This is a genomic window from Streptomyces sp. NPDC028928 (assembly GCF_055564915.1).
This window is the reverse complement of the sequence record NZ_JBVHVI010000001.1, coordinates 47934-70802: the sequence shown is the minus strand read 5'-3', so window position 1 is coordinate 70802 and position 22869 is coordinate 47934. Positions and strand designations below refer to the sequence as shown.

Here is a 22869-nt window from a genome sequence, read left to right as displayed (position 1 = left end):
GCACCACCAGACGTGTGCGGGGCGTCCTGAGCGCGGCGGTCGCGGTCTGCGCGGTCACGGCGGTACTGCCTGCAGCCGCCTCGGCCGAGCCCGCGGCCGCGGCGGGCGTCGGGAGCGACGGCGGAGCCGGTGTCGAGAGGATCAGTGTCGCGACCGACGGAACCCAGGCCGACGGTGACTCCGCCGGCGCCTCGATCACGACCGACGGCCGCCGCATCGCCTTCTCGTCGTCGGCGACGAACCTCGCACCCGGCAACTCGGGGGGACGAAAAAGGTGTACGTCCGCGACCAGCGGACGAGTCAGACCAAGCTGATGTCGTCCATCACCACCCCGATCCAGTCCCCGGTGATCAGCGGTGACGGGCAATACGCCGCCCACTGGGGGCAGCTGTTCAGAGACACGAAGAAGAGCGTCGAGGTGATCGACTGGCGCGCCGACACCAAGGAGACCGTCACCGAGTTCGAACACACCCTCCCGGCCCGGCCGTCCGTCAGCGGCGACGGCGAGTACGTCGCCTACCAGGACGGCGAGGCGGAGGACGTCTGGCTGTGGAACCGGACCGACGGCACCACCTCCGACCCGATCGAGGGCCCGTCCAAGGCGGCGACACTCGTCCAGCTCAGCGAGGACGGCAGCAAGGTCGTCTACCTCTCGGGCTCCGACACCCACGTCTACGACGTGAGCTCGGACACCGACCAACTGGTGCCGAACGTGCGGGTCGTGGCCATCGATCCCTCCGGCCACTATCTGCTGTACGCCCCGTCCGGCGCGAGCGGACCGTCGTCGCTCACGCTGCGCGACCTGCGGACGGGAACGGACGAGGTCGTCTCGACCCAGCCCGCCACGGCCGAGACCGGCGCGGTCAGCGCAGGTGGGCGCGACGTGGTCTTCCAGTCCACGGCCGACGACATCGTGCCCGGCGACACCAACGGCAAGTCGGACGTCTTCGCCCGCCGCTTCTACTGATCACCCCGGCAGCCGCACTGCTCTCGCGCCCGCGCGGGAGCAGCGGGTGCGCAGCGCGGCAGCGCTGAGAGCCATAGCTGTCTCCTGCACGGGAGGGTGCGGCCGCGAGACCTTCCCGGCTTACGTCGGTCCGACAAGCCCACACCGCCCGCCCGTTCGAGGCATCGCAATGTGCGCCCCGGCGCACAGGGATCACTCGCCGTCACAGCAACGCGCCAGCGCCGGGTCCTCGGGACAGGTCGGCGACTCGAATGCCACCCAACGGGCCCAGCGTGCTGCACCATGCCCATCGCAGTGTTCGGAGACAAAAAGGCCGGCGCCCCGCTGCGATCAGCGCCCCGGCCCTGACAGGACGGGAAGCGCTCAGCGTGAACGGCGTACCGCACGAGGGCGGTGCACCGCCGCGTCGCGGGACTCGGACGGCACAGCGGTGCACGGAGGCGGCACAAGCGTGAGGCCCGGGAAGGGCCTGGACAGCGGGACGACGAAGGCTGGCCTGTTCCTTCGGCCACCCGCCGAGTCACTGCATGCCAGGACGCTTCGGTGGTGTGCCGACGGCTGAGTGGCTGATGGCTGGAGCATGAGCCCTGTAACTTACAGTTACTGTAGTTGACGCTTTGTGAATATCTGGGACTGACTGAGGAAGTGGACGATGTGGCCACTGGCCGGACAAGGCACTTCTCCTGGCACTGAGGCAGAAGGCCGGAGACGAGACGGCGCGGCATCACAGCAAACCTCGCTGGTAAGGGCCGCGGTGGCGCTCGCCGTCGCGGGTGTGCTCTACAACAGCTGGGTGCTTGAGCTGGTGTTGCCCACCGGCATCGATCCGCGCCATGCGTACGTCAGCGAGCTCTACGCGGTGGGTCAGCCGTACCGGGCGCTTTTCGGCACTGTCGAGGTCCTTTGTGCCGTGCTGGTGGGCCTGGGGGCATGGCGTGCGCGGTCGCTCGCGGCGGGCTCGGGCGTCGAGGCCGCAGGCTGGTGGGCGCTGGTCGGTTTTGCGGCATGGTCTATGGCGGACGTGGCCGTGCCGATAGGGTGCGCGCCGTCTGTGGATGCCGGCTGCAGGGCCGTTCACCCCTGGCACACGGTGACCAGTGCGTTGGTCCACTTCAGCTTGTTCGCCTCCATGGGACTGCTCATCGTGGCCGCCAGGATGGGGCGTGAAGGGCTGCGGCCGGTCCGGCGGTGGGGGCCGTGGCTGCTGGCCGGCAGCCTGGTGAGCGCGCTGTGCACGGTGGGCGCACTGATCGGTCTGCCCGGGTGGCATGGTGTGGCGCAGCGGATTCACCTCCTCCTGGTCGGCGTCTGGCTTTTGCTGCTGGCCGGATCAGCGGGGCGAGACCGGCGTGGGCGCGCGCTGCGGGCCAGCGAGCCGTCCGGCTGATGGGGGGCGTGCTGGGGGGACTCGCCGCCGCGTCCGCGGCCACCGTCTGTTTCGGCGTGGCATCAGTCGTCCAGGCCCGTGGTGCACGTGCAGACCAGCATGTGCAGGGGGGTGGTCTGAGGTTGGCGGCCAGGCTGGTGCGGTCCTGGCCTTTCCTTGTCGGCGCGGGTTTGGACGTGGTCGGTTTCGCATTCAGCGTGCTCGCTCTTCGCAGTCTGGCGTTGTTCGTCGTGCAGGCGGTGACCAACGCCAGCCTCGCGGTGACGGCCTTGGCCGCGGTCTGGCTGCTCGGGATCAGGATGCGGACTCGGGACAGTGCGGCAGTCGGCACCGTGGTCGTCGGCCTCGTTCTGCTCGCCTTCGGGGCAGGCCGGGAGGGCGCTACGTCCGCAAGCTTGTCCTTCGACCTGGTGCTGCTGGCCGCACCGCTGGTCGCGCTGGTACTGACCGCGCTGGCTGCCCGCTTGCACGGCGACGGGGCAGCGGTGGTCCTGGGTGCCCTCTCCGGCATCGGGTTCGGCGTCACCAGCCTGGCGGTCCGGGTGATGGACGCCTCCAGCGTCGGCGCGGTCCTCACCGACGTAGCGACATACGCCCTGATCCTCGGCGGACTCGGCGGATATATCAGCTACGCGCTCGCCCTGCACCACGGATCGGTGACTGCGGCGACAGCCTCCGGCACGCTGGTGGAAGTCTGCGTTCCAGGCCTCGTCGGCATCCTGCTCCTCCACGATGAACCCCGACCTGGATACGGCTGGGCGGCCCTGACCGGATTCGTCGTTGCGACCGTCGGCACCATCGCCCTCTCACGCTTCGGTGAAGTCCGCTCCTGACGAGCCCGTGCCCACCGTCGTTCCAACGACGCCGACAGGGCCGGCGAGCGGCAGGCCCCGGCCAACGGGGTGGCTTTCACATCCGGTGAGGAGGCGAGGCCGGCACCCCGGCGAGGCGGGTGCCCAACTGTTCAAGTGGAAGAAAGCGAGAGGGGCCCGGCTGATGCCGGGCCCCCTCTTCGTAGCGGGGACAGGATTTGAACCTGCGACCTCTGGGTTATGAGCCCAGCGAGCTACCGAGCTGCTCCACCCCGCGTCGGTGGTACCACTCTACACAAGGCTCCCTGGGCCAGCGGGCGGGGCGTCAGCCACGGACGATGTTCTCCGCCTGGCGGCCCTTCTGGCCTTGAGTGACGTCGAAGGTGATCGGCCCGCCCTCGACCAGCTCGCGGTAGCCGTTGCCGAGATGTTGGAGTAGTGGGCGAAGACGTCCGGTCCGCCGCCGTCCTGGGCGATGAAACCGAATCGGCCGGAGGCCATCACCCGTCAGATGGCGGTCGGCCGTCCACATCGACACGCTCACCAGCGGTGTATCGGCTCCAGGTGTCTCCGGCTTCGGGGGCCAGCTTGGCTGTCGTGACTCGGTGGTAGCCAAGAGACTCAACGACGACCGGTGCGGGCTTCCAGGACCGCGCAGGTGGAACGTGTTGTCGGATCGCAGCCGTGCGGCTGGCGGTGGTTGGAATGCCGATGTCGTTGATAGTCAGTTGAATGGGGGAGCCCACTAGTATCAGGCCCCGCTTCCGTGTTCAGCGGGCCTGCCCGCGTCAGGTTCCGTGGCGCGGGCCGGGCCGTTGGACCGACAGCCGGGACAACATGAACATCGCGACGGGTGGGGCGCTGAACGGCACTGTCCCCGGCCGACGATTGCGCACGCCCATCTTGGGGGCAACGGGCACAGGGTCTTGCCATCGGGACTGTTCATCTCGCTACTGGTGGGATGACGAGAAGAAGACAATCACCCCATGCGGTGCCCTTGGTGAAAGCCGCAGTTGCTGCCCTGGCGTCGGCGTTGCTGATCATCGCGACGACGACCACCGCGACCGCCGAGAGCGGCACCTCAAAAGTGCAGAGGTGGAAGCCGACCGTACGGCCGCACGCCACGATCACCCCAGGACAGATGCGGTCCGACAGCGACCAATTACCCAAGGGGTTCAGCAAGGCGCAGGCCGACAAGGCGGAGACGATGGAAGCCCGCGCCACGGACGGATGCCAGGTGTACTGGCCTGCCCCCTACGAAGTCTGTGGCGCCATCCGCGACAAGTACAACGAGCTCGGCGGCCCGGGCAGCTTCCTGTCATTCCCGAACTCCAACGAGCTGACAAACCCCGACGGGGTCGGCAAGCGCACCGAGTTCATCAACGGGCCGATCTACTGGTCCCCGCAAGGCGGCGCTCACCCGGTCGTCAACCACTTCTTCGCGGCGTGGGCCCGTAACGGCTGGGAGGCCGGACCGATCGGCTACCCCATATCGGATGAGATCGTGAACCCTGACGGTGTCGGCCGCCGTCAGCACTTCGAATCCGGTGACATCTACTGGAAGCTGAACGAGGCGTACGCCGTGCGCGGCGCGATCCGCGACAAGTGGGCCGAAGCTGGATGGGAGGCCGGCTACCTGGGGTACCCCGCATCCGACGAGTTCGCCACGCCGGACGGGATCGGCCGCGGCACCAGGTTCGAGCACGGAATGATCTACTGGACTGCCGCGTACGGGGCGCATCCGGTCAGCGGCGGGCTGCTGACCAAGTGGGAACTGTCCGGCTACGAGAAGGGCCCGTACGGGTATCCGGTCGCTGACCAGCAGCCGCGCGGATCGTCGTGGGATCAGGACTTTCAGTTCGGGACGATGGGGTTCCCGACTGATCCGGTCGCGGCCGTCGACCCCGACGACGGGGACGCGGACCCGACCGTGGGCGACCAGGTTCCGGTGACATGGGTGGACTTCGCCGCCGACGCCAACACCGAAGGTGCCGGCAGACCGGTGATCCAGGACAGGCCCGGCGCGCTGGAGCCCTGCACCGCGGGCGAGTCCTGCATGCACGACGGCGCGACGACGGTCGCCGACGATGACCCGCCGGACGATCCGATCATCGACGGCCCCGACACACAGGGGACGTTCATCTCCCCGCTGTGCCTTGACCAGCCGTGGGATGGGCAGTGGCGTACGGGGCGTAAGCACGCGTGCATGATCTGGAAAAACCTGGACGTCGATGTGATCGACGCCAAGGGCGCTGAGGTCGGGTCGATCCCGTTCACCGTGAAGACCGGCGTCCTGACCTCACACAAGTCGGGCGAGTTCCAGCAGGAGTTCCGCGTCGACTTCCACGGCCTGACGGGTAAGACGGGCAAGCCGACGTTCCGGTACAAGCTGACGTACAACAACGCGCCTGCCGGGTCCTACAGCGTCGACGGAGCCGACGACGGGTCGCTGATCAAGTCGGGCCAGTCGAAAGTCATCGTCGTGAAGTGGAAGCAGCAGGCGATGGCGGACCAGGCGCTGAAGTACCCGGTCGTCAACATCGCGTGGAACTTCGGGAATCTGGATCCCGAGATCGTCCCTGGTCGGCAGTGGGGCAACATCCGCGTCGCCAACGTACGGTGCGATTCCACGATGAAGCTGTCCAACGGGACGTTCCGGCAGGGGTGCGTGTTCCCCGGTGCGACACCCGAGTTCAAGCTGACGTCCGTCACCCCCGAGCAGACCTGGCACGTCGCCGAGGCGATCGCATCCGGTCTTCCTGGTTCGGCCGGCAGGCCTCTTCACCGGCAGGCCGACAAGTCCAAGCGGGACATCAACCGCCAGTACTCCTGCCCCCGTAAGGGCGCGGTCGCTGACGCCCGGCGCCTGACCGGCCGGTCCTGCGACGAATACCCGTTCGCGTCCAGCAACGAAGGCGCAGCCGCCCATCCCGGCCTGGGTCGCACCGTTCACAACAACTGCAACGTCAAGGATCTGGCAATCACCACCGGCCCTGATGGATACAGCGTCTGCATGATCGACGCGAAGCAGAACTCGCACAGCGGTAGTCTGCTGGGCAAGTTCTACGGCGAGGAACGCGTCATCGACCAGGACGCGTTCAGCCTGGCGACATCAGGCGGCGCACCGCCCGGTATCCCGTAGCGTTCGGGTACAGCCGCTGCGCGCAATGAGAGGCCTCGCGGACCACAAGGTCCGCGAGGCCCCTCTGTGTCGTGCGTGGCGGCCGGCTACGCCAGTGCGGCGGCCAGCTGGCCGCGCAGCCCGGCGGACACGATCTGATCCACGGGCAGCCAGCAGGCGTCAGCGGCTTCCTCGACCTGGAGACGGGCGATGTCCTCGACGTCGGTCGTGAACACGTACCGGAAGTCGACGTGCGTGTGGGCGTCCGATCGAGCTCAGCCCGATGGCGCGAAGACCTTCGATGCACAGGGGTGAACCGGTGCATGTCGGGGCAGCGGTCGTGTCAGGTGAGTGCGGCGACCAGCAGGGTGAAGGCGGCGATGATCACGGCGACGCGGACGTAGTGGTAGCGGCCCCAGCGGTTCAGTTGCTGCTTCCAGTCGGCGGGCCGGTTTTCGGGGGTCCAGGTCTTGTTCCGGTTGTTGATCGGGACGAGCAGCAGCATCGACATGACCACGCTGACGATCAGCAGGCCGGCGGCGGTGACGACGAGTCCGGCGCCGGGGTGGTGCCATCCGGCGACAGCCCAGATCGCGCTGAGGACGAGCGAGCCTATGTACCAGAACGGCATCAGGGCGCCGAGCATCCGGCCGCCATGGGCGTGGCCGAGCTGGCCGCTGTCCTCGGGAAGCGCGTCCAGGATCCGATTCATGATGAAGGCGACGGAGAACTCCACCCCCACCATCAGGCCGACGACGACGGTGGTGACGACTTCGAGCGTGTCGAGCATGACGATCCCTCCGTTGGGCTAGCGTTGCTAGCGAACGAGGCAACGCTAGTGCTACTGCCGCTCGGTTGTCTAGCAATGCTAGGATCAATTCATGTCGGTAAAGGAACGCAAGGAGCGCGAACGCGCGGCCCGCGAACGCCTCATCGTGGCGGCGGCCCGCGAACTCGCAGAGCAGCAGGGCTGGGACGCGGTCACCACGCGCCGACTCGCCGAGCACATCGAGTACAGCCAGCCTGTCCTCTACAGTCACTTCCGCGGCAAGCGTGAGATCATCGGCGCCGTCGCCCTGGAGGGCGCCGCCGAGCTGGCCGCGGCGGTGCGTGCCGCGACCGCCGGCGTGGACGGCCGGCGTGAGCGAGTCGCCGCCCTGGCCCGTGCCTACCTCGACTTCGCCGAGCGCAACCCGGCGGTGTATGACGCCATCTTCCAGCTCGACGGCGGCCTGGCGTACGCCCAGGAGGACACCCCGGAGCCGCTGAAGGACGCCTTCGCCGCGCTCATGGAGAGCCTGGCTGAGGTCGCCGGGAACGGCATCGACCCGGGGTTGTTCACCGAGGTGTTCTGGGCGTCCCTGCACGGGCTCGCCACCTTGACCCGTGCGGGTCGCCTGCTGCCCGAGTACGCGGAGCCGAGGGTGGAGCTGCTGGTGGACCGGCTCGCCATGGTCTGATACCCCCACCGTGCCCTTCTCTTTCCGGCGGGCACGCGGCCGAGGCCCTCGGGCCCCGTATGCCGGGCAAGGTTGAAAATGCGGCGCCTGCTAAATCAAGGCCTCTCGGTCAGCTCGGGATTTCCCCGCGCACACCACGCCTCCGACCTCGCAACTGCCGTCCGCTCCGCGACCGCAAGGCGTTCGCGATCCTGGACGGCACCCTGCTGCCGATCGATCGGATCGCTGCCGACCGCCCCTTCCACTCTGGCAAGCACAAGAAGCACGGTAAGAATGTGCAGGTCATCGCCGATCCCCTCGGTCGGCTGCTGTGGGCCTCGACCGCGTTGCCCGGCGCAGTCCACGACGTCAAAGCCGCCCGCACGCACGGCATCGTCGACGCCCTGACCGACGCCGGTGTGCGCTGCTGGGCCGACAAGGGCTACCAGGGAGCCGACGGTACCGTCTGCGTTCCCTACCATGGCCATGGGACAAGCTTTCCGCAGGCCAGCGGGCCGTGAACGTCTCCCACGCCAAGATCCGCGCCCTCGGCGAGCAGGCCATCGCAGCCCTGAAGACCTGGCGGCTGCTGCGCAAGCTGCGCTGCAGCACCACGCGCATCACCGACCTGGTCAAAGCCACCCTCGCCCTCCATCGGGTGACATCACGCTGAGTCGAAAAGTGACTCACGGCCATCCAGGGCATCATCACCCGGCGCCCGCACGGCGGCGCACCCTGATGCCGGACGAGACAGCGGTCACAGAGCACGCCACGCACGTGCCATGGACTTCGCCGCCGACCAAGAGCAGACTCTGCGCGCGGTCGGAGAACTGGCCCGCCGCGCCCAGGAGACCGGCCAGCTGCGCCCCGGCTTCGTCGTCGACGACCTGATCCTCATGCTCATGGCCCACCGGGGCCTCCAAGGCACGCCGCGTGCCGCCCGGGCCACGGCGTCCCGCCGCTTCGCCGCCTACGTGGTGGAGGCGTTCCGCGCCGCGCCAGAGACGGGAGGGCCTACGCCGCTGCCGCCAGCACCACGCCTGCAGCTCACAGAGTCGCCCAGCACGCCGTAAATTCCGTCACCTGCAGGTCCGTCAACCGCGCAGCAGGACAGCCTTGCCGGGTCCCTGCCGCAGCCAGGTTGGAAAGGGCTCGATGACTTCAGTTGTCAGTGGGTGATCAGGCTACGCTCCGGCACCGGGCCTGCACCTACCGAGCCGACGGATCCCTGACCCGGATCACGGACCGGCACACCGGTGTCGACTGGCAATTCGAGCTCGCCCGGCGGGCCGACCGCTCGACGTCACCGCCGGACACTGGACGCAGCCGTACACCTACGACTTGGCGGGGAACCAGACGGATGCCAGGTGGCCCGACCAGGTGCCGCCCTGCTGATTGTCACCCCGCGGCGCTGAGGAGGCGGCCGAACTGCCCGCAAGGGCCGGCTCCGAGATCACCACCCCCGGCTACGGCATGGCCGTCGTCCAGGCTCAGCACCTGGTCGCCGAGCTGACGCGTCGGCTGCGTGGGTGAGGGGTGGAGGTCCGCTTCGGCGTCCACCCCGTGGCCGGGCGCCTGCCCGGGCACATGAACGTGCTGCTGGCCGAGGCGGAGGCGCCGTACGACATCGTCCTGCGGACGAGACCTGACTGGTCGACTGATACGGCAACCCCGGTCGGTGTTCGAGGCGTCGACGGTGTGCAGGAGACCTGTGCCGGCTTGGCACCGGCCCAGGCGTGCCCGATGCCCGATGCCTGATGTGCGGCGGGTGGCGCAGTCTTCTCGAACTGCTGAACGTGGACTTGCAATGCCGGCGGTGCCGCGTGGCCCGCTCGCTGCTGGTCGTTGGGGGTCAAGAGCGTGCCTGCAGCCAATGACGCGCGGTGGCCAGTGTCACTTCGATGCTGTCGCTCCATGAGCAGACTTCCAGCCATGACAGGTAGCCGTCCTGGGCGAAGACCAAGACCTCACCGGGGCACTCGCCCGCTTCGGTGACGAGCTGTGCTTCGGCCGCCACGACAGTGCCGGGTCCGGTGGGCGCAGGTTCCACCTCGCTGGTGTCGAGCTCGAAGTAGGCGGTGCCGCACCCACATGTGCAGCGCGCCCGCACGCTGAGGTGGGGGACCTGCCTCCGGAGCGCGACATGCATCGGATTGTCCGCGCTCAGGACCGCCGCCAGCGCGTCGGCTACGTCGGCAGGAAGGCTGTCGTTCATTCCGTCACCGTAGCTGACCAGCGGCTTCGGACTCCTGCCGTGCTCACCCCATCGCCATTCGGTCGGGCAGGGCGTTCTCGGGCGCAGGGGCCAGGCCCGTGCTCGACGCCGCTGTCGGCCGACATCGGTCGGCTCGCCCACCTCGTCGGTTCGTCGGAGGAGTCGACGAGCATGGCTTGGGCCGGGCAGCTGGCCGCAGCCTGTTCTTACCTGGTAACGCAGTGCCTCAGCCCTTACGGTCCGACACCCTGGCACGGCTGCGGCCTCGACGCCCGAGCCCGCCGCGAGCGACCGCATCCTCGGTCAGCCACGGACCGGACTTCCGCGCCAAGCCGCCGTCTCATGCCGGACCGCGGGCACCGCACGTGGGGTTCGGGGAGAGAACGCTCCCTGACAGGACCACGTTGGGTTCGCCGGCAGGCCGTGGCGCACGGGAACAGCGATGAACACCGTGCTCCACCGCGGCAAGGACGGCGTTCTGACCGACCCGGACGAGCGGGCCCGCCGTGCACGGGCCCGTCGCGGTATGAACCGACCATGACTGACTGTCAGCGGTCCGAGCTGCTGCGGAGGTGCGCGCTCCGCCGGGCGGGAGCTACGGCAGCTTCACGAACGGCGCTAGGAAGGCGCGGGCGCCCGGGGTGTCCAGGCGGTACGAGACGTTCGTCGCGTAGCACGGGCCGTCACCGGTGATGGTGGTGGCCGCGAGCACGTTACGGCCGTCGATCACCGCGAAGTTGGGGCCCCCGGAGTCGCCGTAGCAGGCGCCGCCGTTGCCCTGGGGTTCGGTCATCGCCAGGCGGACCCACGCGTCGTTGAGGGCGTCGAAGGTGACGGGCGCCTTCATGCGGACGCCGCCGCCGGGGTGGGTCTGCCCGCCGGGGCCGCGCTGGGCCTCCTGGGTGCCGTACCCGGCGACGAACCAGTCGGTGGAGTTCAGCTTCTGCGGGCCGAGTGAGCCGAGTCGGCCGGCGGTGGGGAGCCTGGCCGGGGTGAAGGTCCAGCGGGCCTTGACCTTGGTCGCGGACAACTCGATCACCGCGATGTCGTGGGGGTCGGACGCGGGCCCGGGATAGTCGGGATGGCTGTGGGCGGTGCCCTGGACGGCGACGGCGCTCGCCTGCGCGGCTGGATCGCCGGGATACTTCTGCGCTGCGGCGTCGAGGCCGGCCTGCACGTTCTGGTCCAGGGACACGTAGAACCTCACGTTGTCGGGCCAGTCGGTGGTGCAGTGTGCGGCGGTCAGGAACGTGTCCGCGTCGATCATGGTGCCGGAACACACCCAGTCGACCCGGTCGGGTGTCGTGGGGTCGCCGTCGTTGTCCCAGGTCGCGACGAGGGCGCCGACCTCGGTGCGTTCGGGAGCGGGTGTCGCGTTGTACGAATTGATGGCCGAGGACGGCAGCGCGGCGGCGAGGACGGCGGCACAGGCCGCGGCGGTGACGGCGGAGGCGCGTAGAGCGGTCAAGAGGAACCCTTCTACCGATGGGACGGGGTTCTCCTGTGGGGGGGTGGAGCAGCGCCAGTGAAGCGCCTGAGGACGACAGCCGCAAGAAGGCGGCTGCTCTTCGGGGGTTTTCCCTATGCGCGGCTGTGGGTGGTCGGTTCCTCCGCGCGGCGATGGTCACCGGCTCCACCGTATGGAGCACGCTCATCCGTGCCGGCGTGACCGGACAGCGCGCGTCTACGCTCTCGCCGCCCAACGGCGCGGAAGCGCCCGGGTCACCGCCGGACGCGGCGCGAAGCACCACCTGGGCCGAGGATGCAAGGAACGCTACGGGCGGGAACGACCACGAGGAGAGGGCCCGCGCACAACCAGCCGGACTCCAGTCCGCCATCGCCAGGAACCCCACGTCAGACGGTGTGGTCGCGGATGCGGGCGAGCAGGGTGCGCAAGTGTTCCCGGTCGCCCGCGTCAACGGCGGCGGTCGCCTCGGCGAGCGCGAGGCGGTCGACGGAGTTCCGTGCTTTCCGAAGCCGGCGCGCTGACGACTTCGTCCGCCGCGACGCCCGCGGCATCGCCGACCTCCAGGCGCGGGGGATCGCCGACCGGGAGATCGATCCGATGATGGCCTCCCGTGCGCTGTCGGGCATGGTGAGCGTCATGGCCTACAACGCCTTCGTGCTCGGCGCACAGCAGGAACAGGCCCTCCGGTGGACTTCGAGGAACTCGTGTCCACGGTCACCCGGCTCTGGGTGAACGCCCTGCGGGTTCCCGGCCACCGCTGATCCGGGCGCGGTCGGCGGGATGGCGTCGGTCATGGTCCTGCACCTGCAGCAGCCGGGCGTTGCGCCGTACCCCTGCGCGGTCCCACTGGCGGCGCAGCGCGTCGAGGCCCGAGGGGCTGTTGTCCTCCGCGAGGAGTCTGCCGAGCCGCCGGTTGTCCCAGGCACCCTCCAGGTACGCCCTGGCTCCCGCCGCGAAGAGGGCGCTGGGGTCGCCCCCTCGCTTTCCGCTGCAGTGCTGGAAGCGGCGCCGACCGGAATGCCGGAGCGCGCCGCGACCTCGGCGAGGCCGGCGTCGGTGTAACCGCGCTCGGCGAACACCTCCAGCGCGGCCTCCAGCAGCGCCCGCCTGACCGTTCGCCGCTGCCCCGCCTGCCCCGCCTGCCCCGCCTGTCCCGCCTGCCCCCCCTGCCTCGCCTGCCCCGCCTGCAGGCCCATGGCTCCCTGCCCGCCCGGCAGTTGCCATGCCGCCTCGGTCCCGGCGGACCCCCACGAGGGACATGATCGCCTCTGCGCCGACGATCGCAGGCAGCGCCGGGATCCGCGGCGTCACGGATCAGGGGGCCACGACCACCTTCCTCGCCGACCAGGGCGGCGGCGGTGGCCGCCGCGGCGAAGGCGGAGACGTCGGCGTCACCAGTCCGGCCGCTCCGGACACGGCGGTGGAGCCCGGGCCGGGCCCTGGCGGCACGCGAACGGGGGACACCTCCACGAGGCCGGGCTTGCACCGGGTTTCAATAGGCGATCGGTGGCCTCGTACAAGGTGGTGTCCAGCGGTGGAGAAGCGGATGACGGAGCTCAGCGAAGGCCACGACGATCCGTTCGCCCTGCACCTCGCCGCCCTGGCGGTGCTCGACGACCGGGGAGTCGTGGTCGGATGGAACCGGCGGGCACAGGAACTGCTGGGCCATCCGGACGCTGCCGTGCTCGGTCGTCGGGCATTCGAGGTCCTCGTCGATCCTCGCGATGTGCCGGTCGTCAGGGAGGCCGCGGCGAAGTGCAGACGAGTCGGCGTCTGGGTCGGCCTGCTGCCCTTGCGGCACCGCGACGGGCGGCTCGTGGACATGGGGCTGAGGGCTCATGCGTTCTCACGCGGTGACCGGGTCCGTGAGTGGATTCTCGCCGGCGCACCCGCGGTGGACGTCCTGGAGTGGCAACGAGACCGCGCGATTCTCGACGGACTGTACCGACGGTGCCCGATCGGCCTGGTCGTCCACGGTCCCGACCTGACCGTTCTCCGGGTCAACCGGGCCATCGAACGCTTCAGCGGCATCCCCGCGGCAGACTTTCGAGGGCTGCCCACCGGTCGTTTCCTCGTCCCCGACGACGCACGCAAGGCCGTGGACCGTGTGCGCCGGGTGATGGAGACCGGAAGGCCGATGGTCTACTCCGAACAGTTCGTCCGCCTGGAGTGGGATCCGGCACGAGAGCGGGTCGCGATGGTCTCGTCCTTCCCGTTGGAGGACTCCTCCGGCCGCATCCTCGGTGTGGCCGAGATGATCGAGGACATCACCGAACGCCACCGGGCCCAGCGTCGGCTCGCGCTCCTCGACCAGGCCGGCAGCCGCATCGGAACCACTCTCGACGTGGCGGAGACCGCCCGGGAGCTCGCCGAGGTGATGGTGCCTCACCTTGCCGACCGCGTATCGGTGGACCTCCTCCAGCCGGTGACGCGCGGTGAGGAACCGACGCGCGCCCTGGCGGAGCCCCTGGTTCGGCTGGGAGTCTGCAGTGTCGGTGCCCAGCAAACCGGCCCGCCCCACCCCCAGGGGGAGCCCGTGGAGTTCGGGTCCGACACACCCCAGGCCAGGTGCCTGGCCGAGGGTCGGCCCGTCCTGGAACGGGTTCTCCCGCCCGACTGGTTCTCGGTGGGAGGCCGCCAGGGGGCCCACGCCCCGGACCTGGGCGTCCACTCGCTGATCGTGGTGCCTCTTGTCGCGCGTGGCCTGGTGCTGGGCGTGATGACCCTGTGGCGTTCGCGTCGCCCCGATCCCTTCGAGGCGGACGATCTCACCCTCGCCCAGGAACTCGCCTCGCGCGCCGCCGTCGCCATCGACAACGCCCGGCGCTTCACCCAGCAGCAGCAGACAGCGTTCACCCTGCAGAGCAGCCTGCTGCCCCGGGCCGTTCCTGACCAGTCGGCCGTCGAGGTGGCCCTGCGCTACCTCCCGGCCAGCGCGGCCCCCGGTCTGGGCGGCGACTGGTTCGACGTCATTCCGCTGTCCGGGGCCCGGGTCGCCCTCGTCGTCGGGGACGTGGTGGGGCGCGGCATCCACGCTGCCGCCACCATGGGCCGGCTGCGTACCGCCGTACACACGCTCGCCAGCCTCGACCTGGAACCGGACGAGGTGCTCTCCCGGCTGGACGACCTGGTCAACCTGCTGTCGGCCGAACAGGAAGCGGCCGGTGAACCGTCGGTGGGCGAGCAGGTCGTCGGCGCGACCTGCCTGTACGTCGTGTACGACCCGGTCTCGGGGCGCTGCTCCGTGGCCCGCGCCGGTCACCCGCTACCGGTGGTGACCGCTCCGGACGGACCGGTGGCTCCGCTCGACCTGCCCGCCGGCCCACCGCTCGGACTGGGCGGCCTGCCGTTCGAGGCCCGGGAGATCGACCTCGCCGAGGGAAGCATGCTGTGTCTGTACACCAACGGACTCATCGGCGAACGCAACGTCGATGCCGACACTGCCCTGACCATGCTGTGCGCAGCGCTCACCCGCCCTGCGGACGCACTGGAACGGACATGCCAAGCGGTGGTCGACTCCCTCGTGCCGTCGCGCCCCAACGACGACGTCGCGCTGTTGATCGCCCGCACCCGCATGCTGCCATCGGAGGATGTCGCTTCCTGGCAGCTGCCGCTGGAGCCTGCCAGCGCGGCCCGGGCTCGTGAGCTGATCTCGGCCAAGCTGACCGAATGGGGTCTGGAGCACCTGGCGTTCACCACCGAGTTGATCGCCAGCGAACTGATCACCAACGTCTACCGGTACGCCAGCGGCCCCGCGACCCTGCGGCTGATCCGTGAACGGAGTCTGGTGTGCGAGGTCAGCGACACCAGCCACACGTCACCACACCTGCGCCGCGCTCGCACCACCGACGAGGGCGGGCGCGGCCTCTTCCTGGTGGCCCAGATGGCCGAGCGCTGGGGCACCCGCTACACCCGAGAGGGCAAGACCGTCTGGACCGAACAACCGCTGACCGGCACACTCACCTGACCGTCCAGGCCGTGCGCCGGGACGTGGGCCCGTGGCGGACCACAGGGGCGGCGCCATGACCGCTCCCATAGTCCGCCCGGCTGCCGTGCTCACTCGGCTGCCGCGAGCAGCCGTGCCTCGCTCTCCTCGTACAGTCGCCGGCTCTCACGGCTCGCGGCGGCGCGGCGCCGGTGGTCCAGGCGGCTGCCCAGCCAGCCCGCCAGATAGCCGAACGGGATGGAGACCAGGCCTGTTGACTGCATGGGGAACCAGCCGAAGTCCGCGTGCGGGAAGACGGCGGACGGCGTGCCCGACACCGCCTTGGAGAAGACCATCAGCACCAGCGCGCAGGCCGTGCCCCCGTACAGGGCGGCGAGCAGGCCGGTGCGCGTGAACCCTCGCCAGAACAGGGAGTAGGTCAACGCGGGGGCAACGGCCGATGCCCCGATGCAGATCGCCAGCGTGGTCAGGACACCGACGTCCCAGTTCTGGACCAGGACCGAGAGCAGGACGGCGACGGTCCCCACCGCCACGCTCGTCCACGCCGCCACCGTCATCTCCGTGCGCGGCGTTGCCTGTTGCCGCCGCAGCGCATGGGCGAACAGGTCATGGGCGAGCGAGGAGGCGGCGGCCAGGGTCATCCCCGCGACCGAGGACAGCAGGGTGATGAACACCGTGCCCGCGATGGCCGCGTAGAGAACCGTCGTGCTCGTGGAGCCGGCGCCGTCGCCGAGCGCACGGGACACCATGAGCACCGACGTCCTGCCGTGCGGATCGGCGGCGGTGATGTACTGCGATCCCACCAGGGCCGCCGCGCCCGTGCCCACGATGATCACGAGCAGGCAGAACGTGGTGACCGTACCGACCGCCCAGGACATGGAGCGGCGCACGGCGGGCACGTCACGTGCGGAGTACAGCCGCATCGTGATGTGCGGCAGGCAGGCCGCGCCGAGGATCACGGTGATCTGGAGACTGGCGAAGTCCAGCCGTTGAGATGCCGAGGTACCGAGCTGGAGGCCCTGTTGGAGGAATGCCGGGCCCGCGCCGCTGCCGCGCTCGGCGGCCCGGAGCAATTGGCCGGGGCTCCAGTCGAAGCGGTTGAGGACCAGGGCGGCGATGGTGATGCTGGTGCCGAGCAGCAGCACGATCTTGATCATCTGGATGAGCGCGGTGCCCCGCATGCCACCGATCGCCGCGTAGATGATCATCAGGCTGCCGACGAGGACGATGCATACCGTCCTGACGCCGGCTTCGTGCGACATGCCCAGGATGAAGGTGAGCAGCGACCCGGCTCCCGACAGCTGGACGACCAGGAAGGGCAGGGTCGCCGAGAGCGTCACCACACAGGAGGCGACGCGGACGGCCCGCCCGGGCATGTTGCGGGCCAGGACGTCGCCCATGGTGAAGCTGCCGGCGTTCCGCAGCGGCTCGGCCAGCAGGAACGTCAGCAGCACCAGCGACAGGGCGGTACTGACCGCCAGGACGTAACCGTCGTACCCGGCGAGCGCGATGATGCCGGTGGTGCTCAGCACCGTGGCCGCGGAGATGTAGTCGCCGGCGATCGCCAGGCCGTTCTTGAGAGGGGTGAGGGAGCGGTAGCCGGTGTAGAAGTTCGTCAGGTCGTCGCGGTCCGGCCCCGCCATCACACACATCAGCAGCGTGAGGGTCACCAGGGTGCTGAACAGGACCAGGACGACTGCCTGCGTCCCTGAGCCGTAGTCGTTCATCCCGCCGCTCCGGCTTCCCGGCCCGGCCGGGCCGCTCGCTCCCTGACTGCCCGCGCCAGCGGGTCCACGGAGTGCCGGGCGCTGCGTCCGTACCAGAAGACGGCCGCGAAGGTGACGAGGAGCTGGAGGATCCCCAGGCCCATGCCCAGGCTCAGCTCCCCGGCGATCCCGGAACCCATCAGGTCCGGCGCACCGCAGGACAGCGCCACGTACACCACAAAGGAGCCGAGCGCGGTGAGTGTCGAGACGCGGCGGAGCACTCGGTAGGCCGAGCGGAGCGCGGCGAGGTCGGCATCGTGCGGATGGGGCTCGTGTCCGCGCAGTGGGTGCTGCCCGGACTGCCCGTACGAGTCGTACGAGGGGGCGTCGTACCCATACGAGGTGCGCTGCGGGACGTCGTGTCCGGGCACCTCCTGCCAGGGATCCTGCCCGTACGACCCGCGCCGAGAGGTGTGGCCAGGGAGCTCGGTCCGCGGCTGTGTCCAGCTCGGCGGTCCTGGCGGCGGGTACCGCTCGTCGTCGGGGTGTGTCATCGCTTGGCCTTCCGGTGCGGCTCGGATCCGTGGGAGGTGGCGGTGAGGCATCGGTGTGGTCGCGCACGATACCGACTGGTTGGAATGCGTGTTAAGCCTGCCGGGAGTTACGGTTTCGGTTCGACGCGGCATGCGGTCGATGGCGGTCCGCCGAGGGTCGACCCCCGGACCCTAGGCCACCGATCGCACCGATGATCTGTGGGGAATATCACGGTCGCCCGCGTACCTACTGGTCGGTATGGTCGCAGGAGGCCGCGACAAGAGGAGGCGTGATGTCCACGACCAACCGCCAGATCCGTCTGGCAGCCCGCCCCGTGGGAGAAGTGACACCGGAAGACTGGGAGCACCGTGCCGAACCGCTCGTGGAACCGGGCGAGGGCCGGTTCGCGGGCCGCACGCGGGTGATCTCCCTGGACCCGGCCATGCGGGGCTGGCTGGACGACCGCCCTTCCTATCTGCCGCCGGTGGGCATCGGAGAGGTGATGCGCGCCGGATCGGTCGTCGAGGTCACGGCCTCGAACCATCCCGACTTCCAGCCCGGCGACCACGTGGTCGGCATGTTCGGCGTCCAGGAGTACGTGGTGTCCGACGGTCGGGGCGCCGTGAAGATCGACACCTCCCTCGCCCCGCCCTCGACGTATCTGGGAGCGCTGGGCATGCCCGGCATGACCGCCTACTTCGGCCTGCTGGACGTCGGCGCGCTGCAGGACGGCGAGACCGTCGTGGTGTCCGGGGCGGCCGGCGCGGTCGGCACCATCGCGGGTCAGATCGCGAAGGCCAGGGGCTGCCGCGTCGTCGGGATCGCCGGCGGGCCGGAGAAGTGCGCCATGCTCACCGGCGAACTGGGATTCGACGCGGCGATCGACTACCGGGCCGAAGACGTCAAGAAGGCGCTGCGCGAGCACGTCCCCGACGGCATAGACGTCTACTTCGACAACGTCGGAGGGGAGATCCTCGACATCGCCCTCACCCGGCTGGCGATGCACGCGCGCGTCGTGATCTGCGGCGCGATCAGCCAGTACAACAACGACACGCCGGTCAAGGGCCCCTCCAACTACCTGTCGCTGCTGGTGCGCCGCGCCCGCATGGAGGGCTTCGTCGTCTTCGACTACGCCAAGCGTTACGCCGAGGCCACGCAGGAGATCTCCGCCCTGATCGGTGCCGGCCGCATCAAGGTCAAGGAACACGTGGTGAGGGGCACCGTCGACGACTTCCCCGCGACCTTGCAGATGCTCTTCCGCGGCGAGAACGTCGGCAAGCTCGTGCTGGAGCTGGCATGACCGCCGCCGAGGCCCTTCGAAGAGGGCAGACGGACGGCGCCGCGCTCGCGGGCAAGGTGGCGATCGTCACCGGCGCCGCCAGCGGACTGGGCCGGGCCTCGGCGCTGGCACTGGCGAAGGCGGGCGCGCGCGTGGTCGTCGCCGACCTCGACGCACAGGGCGGGCGGGAGGTGGCCGACATGGTCGACGGCCGCTTCCGTGCCTGTGACGTCTCCGACCTGGACGCCAACCGCGCACTGGTGGAATACACCCAGGAGCAGTACGGCGGTGTCGACATCGCGCTGCTCAACGCCGGGGTGGCGACCGGATGCGGCGTCGGCGAGGACTTCGACCCGGCACGCTACCGCCGGGCGATGGGCGCGAATCTCGACGGTGTGGTCTTCGGCACCCACGCGGTGCTGCCCGCCATGCGGGCCCGTGGCGGAGGGGCGATCGTGGCGACCGCGTCCCTGGCGGGCCTGGCGGCGGTGCCGCTCGACCCGCTGTACGCGGCCAACAAGCACGCGGTCGTGGGCCTCGCACGCTCCCTGGGGCCTGCTCTCGCGCCGCAGAACGTGCGCTTCAACGCGGTCTGTCCGGGCTTCGCCGAGTCGCGCATCATCGACCATCTGCGTGGCATGCTCTCCGACCAGGGTCTGCCGGTCATCCCGGCCGAGGTCGTCGCGGACACCGTGCTGCGGATCGTCACCGGCGACGGCGCGGGGGAGTGCTGGTTCGTCCAGGCCGGCCGCGAACCGGAGCCGTTCCGCTTCCGCAACGTCCCTGGTCCGGCCAAGCCCGTCGGCGCCTGAGACGTTTCCGCGGGCGGGCCTCGCGAAAGACCGGGCCCGCCCCCACCGTCATGCGGAACGGCCCGAGCGAGCTGGTGCGCAACGCGCCGACATCACCAACGTAACGAACCACTACTGGTTCCGTGGTGGCCAGGTAACGCTGGAGCATCTGCCGGACGGTGTCGGCCAGCGCCGGCGGACGGAGCCGAAGCAGGCCACGGCTCTGCCGTGCGGGAGGGCGAGCAGCGGAGCGGGTCGCCTGCCGCCGGCGCCTGCCTACCGTTTCACCTTGTGATGCTCCCCGCCTTCCCACGGCCGGTACGCCTGATCGCCTCCGTCGAGGAGGAGTTCGTGGAGATCGAGCCGGAGCGCGACTGACCACGCGACACGACACCTCGTGCCGGGCGCCCGCATGTCGTGGGCCCTCACGCCCGCAGATACGCCAGCACCGCGAGCACTCGGCGATGCCCCTCCGTGTCCACCGGGAGATCCAGCTTGTTGAAGATGTTGCCGATGTGCTTGTTCACGGCCGCCTCGCTGATGAACAGGTGCTTGGCCAGGCTCGCGTTGCTGTGGCCTTCCGCGATCAGCGCGAGCACCTCGCGCTCGCGGGCGCTGAGCCGCTCCAGCGGGTCCTGGCGCAGCTGGACCAGCTGCTGGATGACCTCCGGGTCCACCACGGTCCCGCCGGCGGCGACCCGTTCGATCGCGGAGGTGAAGTCCGCCACCGCGCTCACCCGCTCCTTGAGCAGGTAGCCCACCCCGGCGCCGCCGCCCGAGTCCAGCAGGCGCAGGGCGTAGGACCTCTCCACGTACTGGCTGAGCACGAGCACGGGCAGTCCGGGGAACTCCGTGCGCAACTCGACCGATGCCCGCAGTCCGTCGTCGCCGAGCGAGGGCGGCATCCGGACGTCTGTGACGATCAGGTCGGGCCGGTCGGCGCGGACCGCCTCGACCAGGGCGTCGGCGTCGCCGACGGCCGCCACCACGTCATGGCCGACCCGTTCCAGCAGTCCGACCAGGCCTTCGCGCAGCAGCACGGCGTCCTCGGCCACGATCAGGCGAAGCGACACGGGACCTCCACGTGCACCAGGGTGGGACCACCGACCGGACTCGACACCCGCATCCGGCCGTCGAGAGCGGCGACCCGGTCCGCGAGACCGGTCACGCCACTGCCCGCGGGGTCGAGTCCGCCCCGGCCGTCGTCCGTGATGTCGAGGATGAACAGGTCGGAATGGTAGCGACCGTGGACGTGCGCGGTCGTGGCGCCGCTGTGCTTGGCGATGTTCGTCATGGCCTCGTTGATCACGTAGTACATCGTCGTCTCGAGCTTTCTGGGCAGCCGCTGGGGCAGCTTCAGGTCCACGGTCACCGGGATCGGGAAGCGGCCCGCGTAGTCCTCGATGGCGGCGACGAGTCCGTGGTCGGCGAGGACCGGCGGGTTGAGGCCCCGGATCAGGGCACGCAACTCCTGGTGTGCGGTCGAGAGCTGGTTCTCGGCCTTGGTGAGCAGCTCGTCCTGCGCGGAGCCCTCCTCGACGTCCAGGCGCATGAGGCCCAGGGTCATTCCCAGGGATACGAGGTGCTGCTGGGCCCCGTCGTGCAGGTCACGCTCGATCCGCACAAGCTCGGCGTCGAAGGAGTCCAGGAGGCGCGACTGCGAAGCGCGCACCTCGCGCAGCTCCTCGCCCAGCTCCTTGTCCCGCGGGGCGAGGAACGTGCGGGCCATGGCGGCGCGGGCTCCGGCCCACGAGGTCACCGTGTAGGGCGAGGAGAGCAGCACGATCACGGCGAACACCGTCCACGGCCAGGTTTCTTCGGACGTTGCGGCGATCAACGTGGCCGGCACCCCGAAGGAGAAGCCGAGCACAAGGAGGTCGAGCCACCACAGGGCCGCGGCCGACAGCAGCGTGAACACCAACTCCCGCCAGGTGGCCTGCTCCTTGAGCCGGGTGGCCACCCAGCCGCGCAGGCCCGGAGAGTCCGGGCTGCGGTGCGGGTCGGTCAGCCGGTCGAGGTCCACCAGACGCAGCCGCCGGCGCTCCACCGTGGCCACCACGGTGGAGGCGAGGGCCAGGCCGACCAGCGGTGCCACGCCGATCAGCACGACGAGCAGGGCCAGGCCCGCGGCCAGGCCGAGCGCGAAGACGAGGACCGCCGCGGCACCGACCAGGACGCCGCCGGTCAGATACGCGAGGGACCGCCAGGGCCAGCTGGAGGTCAGAAAGCTCAGGGGACGCTGAGCCATGGCCTGCCAGGCCGTTGTGGGTTGCATGCGATCACCGTATCCAGGAGACCTCTACCGGATCCGCGCGGGCACAGCAGGCCCCCTGCGCCGGGCCGTCCGGGGGCGGGAAGGTAGAGCTGGCTCTACCTCAGGAGTAGAGAGCAGGCCAGTGCCCCGACCACCCCCCGCACGGTGAGATCGACGCATGACGACGACGAGCCACCTCACCCCCACACAGAACGCGGTCGAACTCCACGGCCTCCGCAAGGTGCACGGCACCGGCGGACGCCAGGTGACCGCTCTGGACGGCGTCTCCCTCGGCTTCCCCCGCGGCACCTTCACCGCGATCATGGGCCCCTCAGGTTCCGGCAAGTCGACCCTGCTGCAGTGCGCGGCCGGCCTCGAGCAGCCCTCCGAGGGCAAGATCATCCTCGCGGGTACGGACATCGGCCCGCAGAACGAGAAGGAACGCACCGAACTGCGCCGTAAGCACGTCGGGTTCGTGTTCCAGGCCTTCAACCTGGTCGAGTCCCTGACGGCCGCGCAGAACGTGGAGCTCCCGTCCCGGTTCGCCGGCCGCAAGGTCAGCCGCGAGCAGGTCGAGCAGGCGCTCGCCTCCGTCGGACTCGCCGAGCGCGCCGGACACCGTCCCAGTGAGCTCTCCGGCGGCCAGCAGCAGCGCGTCGCCCTCGCCCGTGCCCTCGTCACCCGCCCCGACGTCCTCTTCGCGGACGAGCCGACCGGCGCCCTGGACACCGTCACCTCGCGCGAGGTGCTGCGGATGATGCGGATGCTGGTGGACCAGGAGGGCCAGACCACCCTGATGGTCACCCACGACCCGGTGGCCGCGGCCCACGCCGACGTCGTCGTCTTCCTCAAGGACGGCCGCATCGCCGACCGTATCTCGCTCGACCGCCAGGCCGGTGTGGACAACGCCGCGGCGATCGCCACCCACATGGCCCGGCTGGAGGCCTGAG

The 22869-nt window shown here is 69.9% G+C and carries 19 protein-coding genes, 1 tRNA gene and 4 pseudogenes; 12 read left to right on the top strand and 12 right to left on the bottom strand.

Annotated elements, in window-relative coordinates:
* The first annotated feature begins 274 nt into the window (after positions 1 to 274).
* The 3 genes from ACZ4U1_RS00400 (at position 275) to ACZ4U1_RS00390 (ending at position 3187) form a co-directional block, all read left to right on the top strand.
* Complete coding sequence (locus ACZ4U1_RS00400) at positions 275 to 967, top strand: WD40 repeat domain-containing protein (RefSeq protein ID WP_467897696.1); 693 nt, start codon at positions 275 to 277, stop codon at positions 965 to 967.
* A 754-nt stretch (positions 968 to 1721) separates the two neighbouring features.
* Positions 1722 to 2354: a DUF998 domain-containing protein gene (locus ACZ4U1_RS00395; protein ID WP_467897693.1), complete on the top strand. Its 633-nt coding sequence runs from the start codon at positions 1722 to 1724 to the stop codon at positions 2352 to 2354.
* Between the two features lie 122 nt (positions 2355 to 2476).
* Positions 2477 to 3187, top strand: a complete 711-nt coding sequence (locus ACZ4U1_RS00390; protein WP_467897691.1) for a hypothetical protein — start codon at positions 2477 to 2479, stop codon at positions 3185 to 3187.
* A 182-nt stretch (positions 3188 to 3369) separates the two neighbouring features.
* Here ACZ4U1_RS00390 and ACZ4U1_RS00385 read toward each other — a convergent pair.
* Together ACZ4U1_RS00385 and ACZ4U1_RS00380 are read right to left on the bottom strand one after the other, a co-directional pair.
* Positions 3370 to 3443 (bottom strand) — tRNA-Met (locus tag ACZ4U1_RS00385).
* A 48-nt stretch (positions 3444 to 3491) separates the two neighbouring features.
* Positions 3492 to 3667: pseudogene (locus ACZ4U1_RS00380) on the bottom strand (cold-shock protein).
* A gap of 499 nt (positions 3668 to 4166) precedes the next feature.
* On the opposite strand from ACZ4U1_RS00380, the gene ACZ4U1_RS00375 reads away from it, so the two are divergent.
* Positions 4167 to 6308: a NucA/NucB deoxyribonuclease domain-containing protein gene (locus tag ACZ4U1_RS00375; protein WP_467897688.1), complete on the top strand. Its 2142-nt coding sequence runs from the start codon at positions 4167 to 4169 to the stop codon at positions 6306 to 6308.
* A gap of 86 nt (positions 6309 to 6394) precedes the next feature.
* Here the strand turns inward: ACZ4U1_RS00375 and ACZ4U1_RS00370 are convergent, their stop codons facing one another.
* On the bottom strand, positions 6395 to 6523 hold the full coding sequence (locus tag ACZ4U1_RS00370; protein WP_467897685.1) for a hypothetical protein: 129 nt from the start codon (positions 6521 to 6523) through the stop codon (positions 6395 to 6397).
* A 107-nt stretch (positions 6524 to 6630) separates the two neighbouring features.
* On the bottom strand, positions 6631 to 7077 hold the full coding sequence (locus ACZ4U1_RS00365) for an anthrone oxygenase family protein (RefSeq protein WP_467897683.1): 447 nt from the start codon (positions 7075 to 7077) through the stop codon (positions 6631 to 6633).
* Positions 7078 to 7168: 91 nt separating this feature from the next.
* Between ACZ4U1_RS00365 and ACZ4U1_RS00360 the strand changes: the two genes are divergently transcribed.
* The 4 genes and pseudogenes from ACZ4U1_RS00360 to ACZ4U1_RS00345 form a co-directional block, all read left to right on the top strand.
* Positions 7169 to 7747, top strand: coding sequence for a TetR/AcrR family transcriptional regulator (locus ACZ4U1_RS00360; RefSeq protein ID WP_467897681.1), 579 nt, complete (start codon positions 7169 to 7171; stop codon positions 7745 to 7747).
* A gap of 176 nt (positions 7748 to 7923) precedes the next feature.
* Positions 7924 to 8399, top strand: a pseudogene (locus tag ACZ4U1_RS00355) (transposase family protein); the annotation flags it as partial.
* Between the two features lie 106 nt (positions 8400 to 8505).
* A pseudogene (locus tag ACZ4U1_RS00350) lies at positions 8506 to 8799 on the top strand (TetR/AcrR family transcriptional regulator); the annotation flags it as partial.
* 337 nt (positions 8800 to 9136) lie between these two features.
* Positions 9137 to 9361: pseudogene (locus ACZ4U1_RS00345) on the top strand (NAD(P)(+) transhydrogenase (Re/Si-specific) subunit beta); the annotation flags it as partial.
* Positions 9362 to 9578: 217 nt separating this feature from the next.
* On the opposite strand, the gene ACZ4U1_RS00340 reads toward ACZ4U1_RS00345, so the two are convergent.
* From ACZ4U1_RS00340 to ACZ4U1_RS00325, 4 genes are all read right to left on the bottom strand, one after another.
* Positions 9579 to 9941 carry a hypothetical protein gene (locus ACZ4U1_RS00340; protein WP_467897680.1) on the bottom strand — a complete coding sequence of 121 codons (363 nt, stop codon included), beginning with the start codon at positions 9939 to 9941 and terminating at the stop codon, positions 9579 to 9581.
* Between the two features lie 595 nt (positions 9942 to 10536).
* Positions 10537 to 11409, bottom strand: coding sequence for a trypsin-like serine protease (locus tag ACZ4U1_RS00335; protein WP_467897678.1), 873 nt, complete (start codon positions 11407 to 11409; stop codon positions 10537 to 10539).
* Between the two features lie 386 nt (positions 11410 to 11795).
* The gene (locus ACZ4U1_RS00330) at positions 11796 to 12047 is read right to left on the bottom strand and encodes a hypothetical protein (RefSeq protein ID WP_467897677.1); all 252 of its coding nucleotides are present in this window, start codon (positions 12045 to 12047) and stop codon (positions 11796 to 11798) included.
* 3 nt (positions 12048 to 12050) lie between these two features.
* Positions 12051 to 12605 carry a TetR/AcrR family transcriptional regulator gene (locus ACZ4U1_RS00325; RefSeq protein ID WP_467897676.1) on the bottom strand — a complete coding sequence of 185 codons (555 nt, stop codon included), beginning with the start codon at positions 12603 to 12605 and terminating at the stop codon, positions 12051 to 12053.
* A 350-nt stretch (positions 12606 to 12955) separates the two neighbouring features.
* On the opposite strand from ACZ4U1_RS00325, the gene ACZ4U1_RS00320 reads away from it, so the two are divergent.
* Positions 12956 to 15376 carry a SpoIIE family protein phosphatase gene (locus ACZ4U1_RS00320; RefSeq protein ID WP_467897674.1) on the top strand — a complete coding sequence of 807 codons (2421 nt, stop codon included), beginning with the start codon at positions 12956 to 12958 and terminating at the stop codon, positions 15374 to 15376.
* Positions 15377 to 15465: 89 nt separating this feature from the next.
* Here ACZ4U1_RS00320 and ACZ4U1_RS00315 read toward each other — a convergent pair whose 3' ends face one another.
* Together ACZ4U1_RS00315 and ACZ4U1_RS00310 are read right to left on the bottom strand one after the other, a co-directional pair.
* Complete coding sequence (locus ACZ4U1_RS00315) at positions 15466 to 17082, bottom strand: sodium/solute symporter (protein ID WP_467897672.1); 1617 nt, start codon at positions 17080 to 17082, stop codon at positions 15466 to 15468.
* A complete protein-coding gene (locus ACZ4U1_RS00310) occupies positions 17079 to 17492 on the bottom strand; it encodes a DUF485 domain-containing protein (RefSeq protein WP_467897671.1) in 414 nt (137 codons plus the stop codon). Before ACZ4U1_RS00310 ends, ACZ4U1_RS00315 begins: the two co-directional genes overlap by 4 nt.
* A 395-nt stretch (positions 17493 to 17887) precedes the next feature.
* Here ACZ4U1_RS00310 and ACZ4U1_RS00305 point away from each other — a divergent pair, with 395 nt between their 5' ends.
* Both ACZ4U1_RS00305 and ACZ4U1_RS00300 read left to right on the top strand, forming a co-directional pair.
* Positions 17888 to 18895, top strand: coding sequence for an NADP-dependent oxidoreductase (locus ACZ4U1_RS00305; protein ID WP_467897669.1), 1008 nt, complete (start codon positions 17888 to 17890; stop codon positions 18893 to 18895).
* Positions 18892 to 19686, top strand: a complete 795-nt coding sequence (locus tag ACZ4U1_RS00300; protein ID WP_467897667.1) for an SDR family NAD(P)-dependent oxidoreductase — start codon at positions 18892 to 18894, stop codon at positions 19684 to 19686. The genes ACZ4U1_RS00305 and ACZ4U1_RS00300 overlap by 4 nt, the downstream gene beginning before the upstream one ends.
* 404 nt (positions 19687 to 20090) lie before the next feature.
* Here ACZ4U1_RS00300 and ACZ4U1_RS00295 read toward each other — a convergent pair whose 3' ends face one another.
* Together ACZ4U1_RS00295 and ACZ4U1_RS00290 are read right to left on the bottom strand one after the other, a co-directional pair.
* Positions 20091 to 20738: a response regulator gene (locus ACZ4U1_RS00295; protein ID WP_467897666.1), complete on the bottom strand. Its 648-nt coding sequence runs from the start codon at positions 20736 to 20738 to the stop codon at positions 20091 to 20093.
* Positions 20723 to 21940 carry a sensor histidine kinase gene (locus ACZ4U1_RS00290; RefSeq protein WP_467897664.1) on the bottom strand — a complete coding sequence of 406 codons (1218 nt, stop codon included), beginning with the start codon at positions 21938 to 21940 and terminating at the stop codon, positions 20723 to 20725. Before ACZ4U1_RS00290 ends, ACZ4U1_RS00295 begins: the two co-directional genes overlap by 16 nt.
* 157 nt (positions 21941 to 22097) lie before the next feature.
* On the opposite strand from ACZ4U1_RS00290, the gene ACZ4U1_RS00285 reads away from it, so the two are divergent.
* Positions 22098 to 22868, top strand: coding sequence for an ABC transporter ATP-binding protein (locus ACZ4U1_RS00285; RefSeq protein WP_467897663.1), 771 nt, complete (start codon positions 22098 to 22100; stop codon positions 22866 to 22868).
* Position 22869 lies beyond the last annotated feature (1 nt).

What these genes read in the sequence shown, in the direction of transcription:
- ACZ4U1_RS00365 (WP_467897683.1), bottom strand. Translation starts at nt 7,077, where the DNA reads ATGCTCGACACGCTCGAAGTCGTCACCACCGTCGTCGTCGGCCTGATG.
- ACZ4U1_RS00360 (WP_467897681.1), top strand. Translation starts at nt 7,169, where the DNA reads ATGTCGGTAAAGGAACGCAAGGAGCGCGAACGCGCGGCCCGCGAACGC.
- ACZ4U1_RS00340 (WP_467897680.1), bottom strand. Translation starts at nt 9,941, where the DNA reads ATGAACGACAGCCTTCCTGCCGACGTAGCCGACGCGCTGGCGGCGGTC.
- ACZ4U1_RS00330 (WP_467897677.1), bottom strand. Translation starts at nt 12,047, where the DNA reads ATGACGCTCACCATGCCCGACAGCGCACGGGAGGCCATCATCGGATCG.
- ACZ4U1_RS00325 (WP_467897676.1), bottom strand. Translation starts at nt 12,605, where the DNA reads ATGGGCCTGCAGGCGGGGCAGGCGAGGCAGGGGGGGCAGGCGGGACAG.
- ACZ4U1_RS00320 (WP_467897674.1), top strand. Translation starts at nt 12,956, where the DNA reads ATGACGGAGCTCAGCGAAGGCCACGACGATCCGTTCGCCCTGCACCTC.
- ACZ4U1_RS00315 (WP_467897672.1), bottom strand. Translation starts at nt 17,082, where the DNA reads ATGAACGACTACGGCTCAGGGACGCAGGCAGTCGTCCTGGTCCTGTTC.
- ACZ4U1_RS00305 (WP_467897669.1), top strand. Translation starts at nt 17,888, where the DNA reads ATGTCCACGACCAACCGCCAGATCCGTCTGGCAGCCCGCCCCGTGGGA.
- ACZ4U1_RS00300 (WP_467897667.1), top strand. Translation starts at nt 18,892, where the DNA reads ATGACCGCCGCCGAGGCCCTTCGAAGAGGGCAGACGGACGGCGCCGCG.
- ACZ4U1_RS00290 (WP_467897664.1), bottom strand. Translation starts at nt 21,940, where the DNA reads ATGCAACCCACAACGGCCTGGCAGGCCATGGCTCAGCGTCCCCTGAGC.
- ACZ4U1_RS00285 (WP_467897663.1), top strand. Translation starts at nt 22,098, where the DNA reads ATGACGACGACGAGCCACCTCACCCCCACACAGAACGCGGTCGAACTC.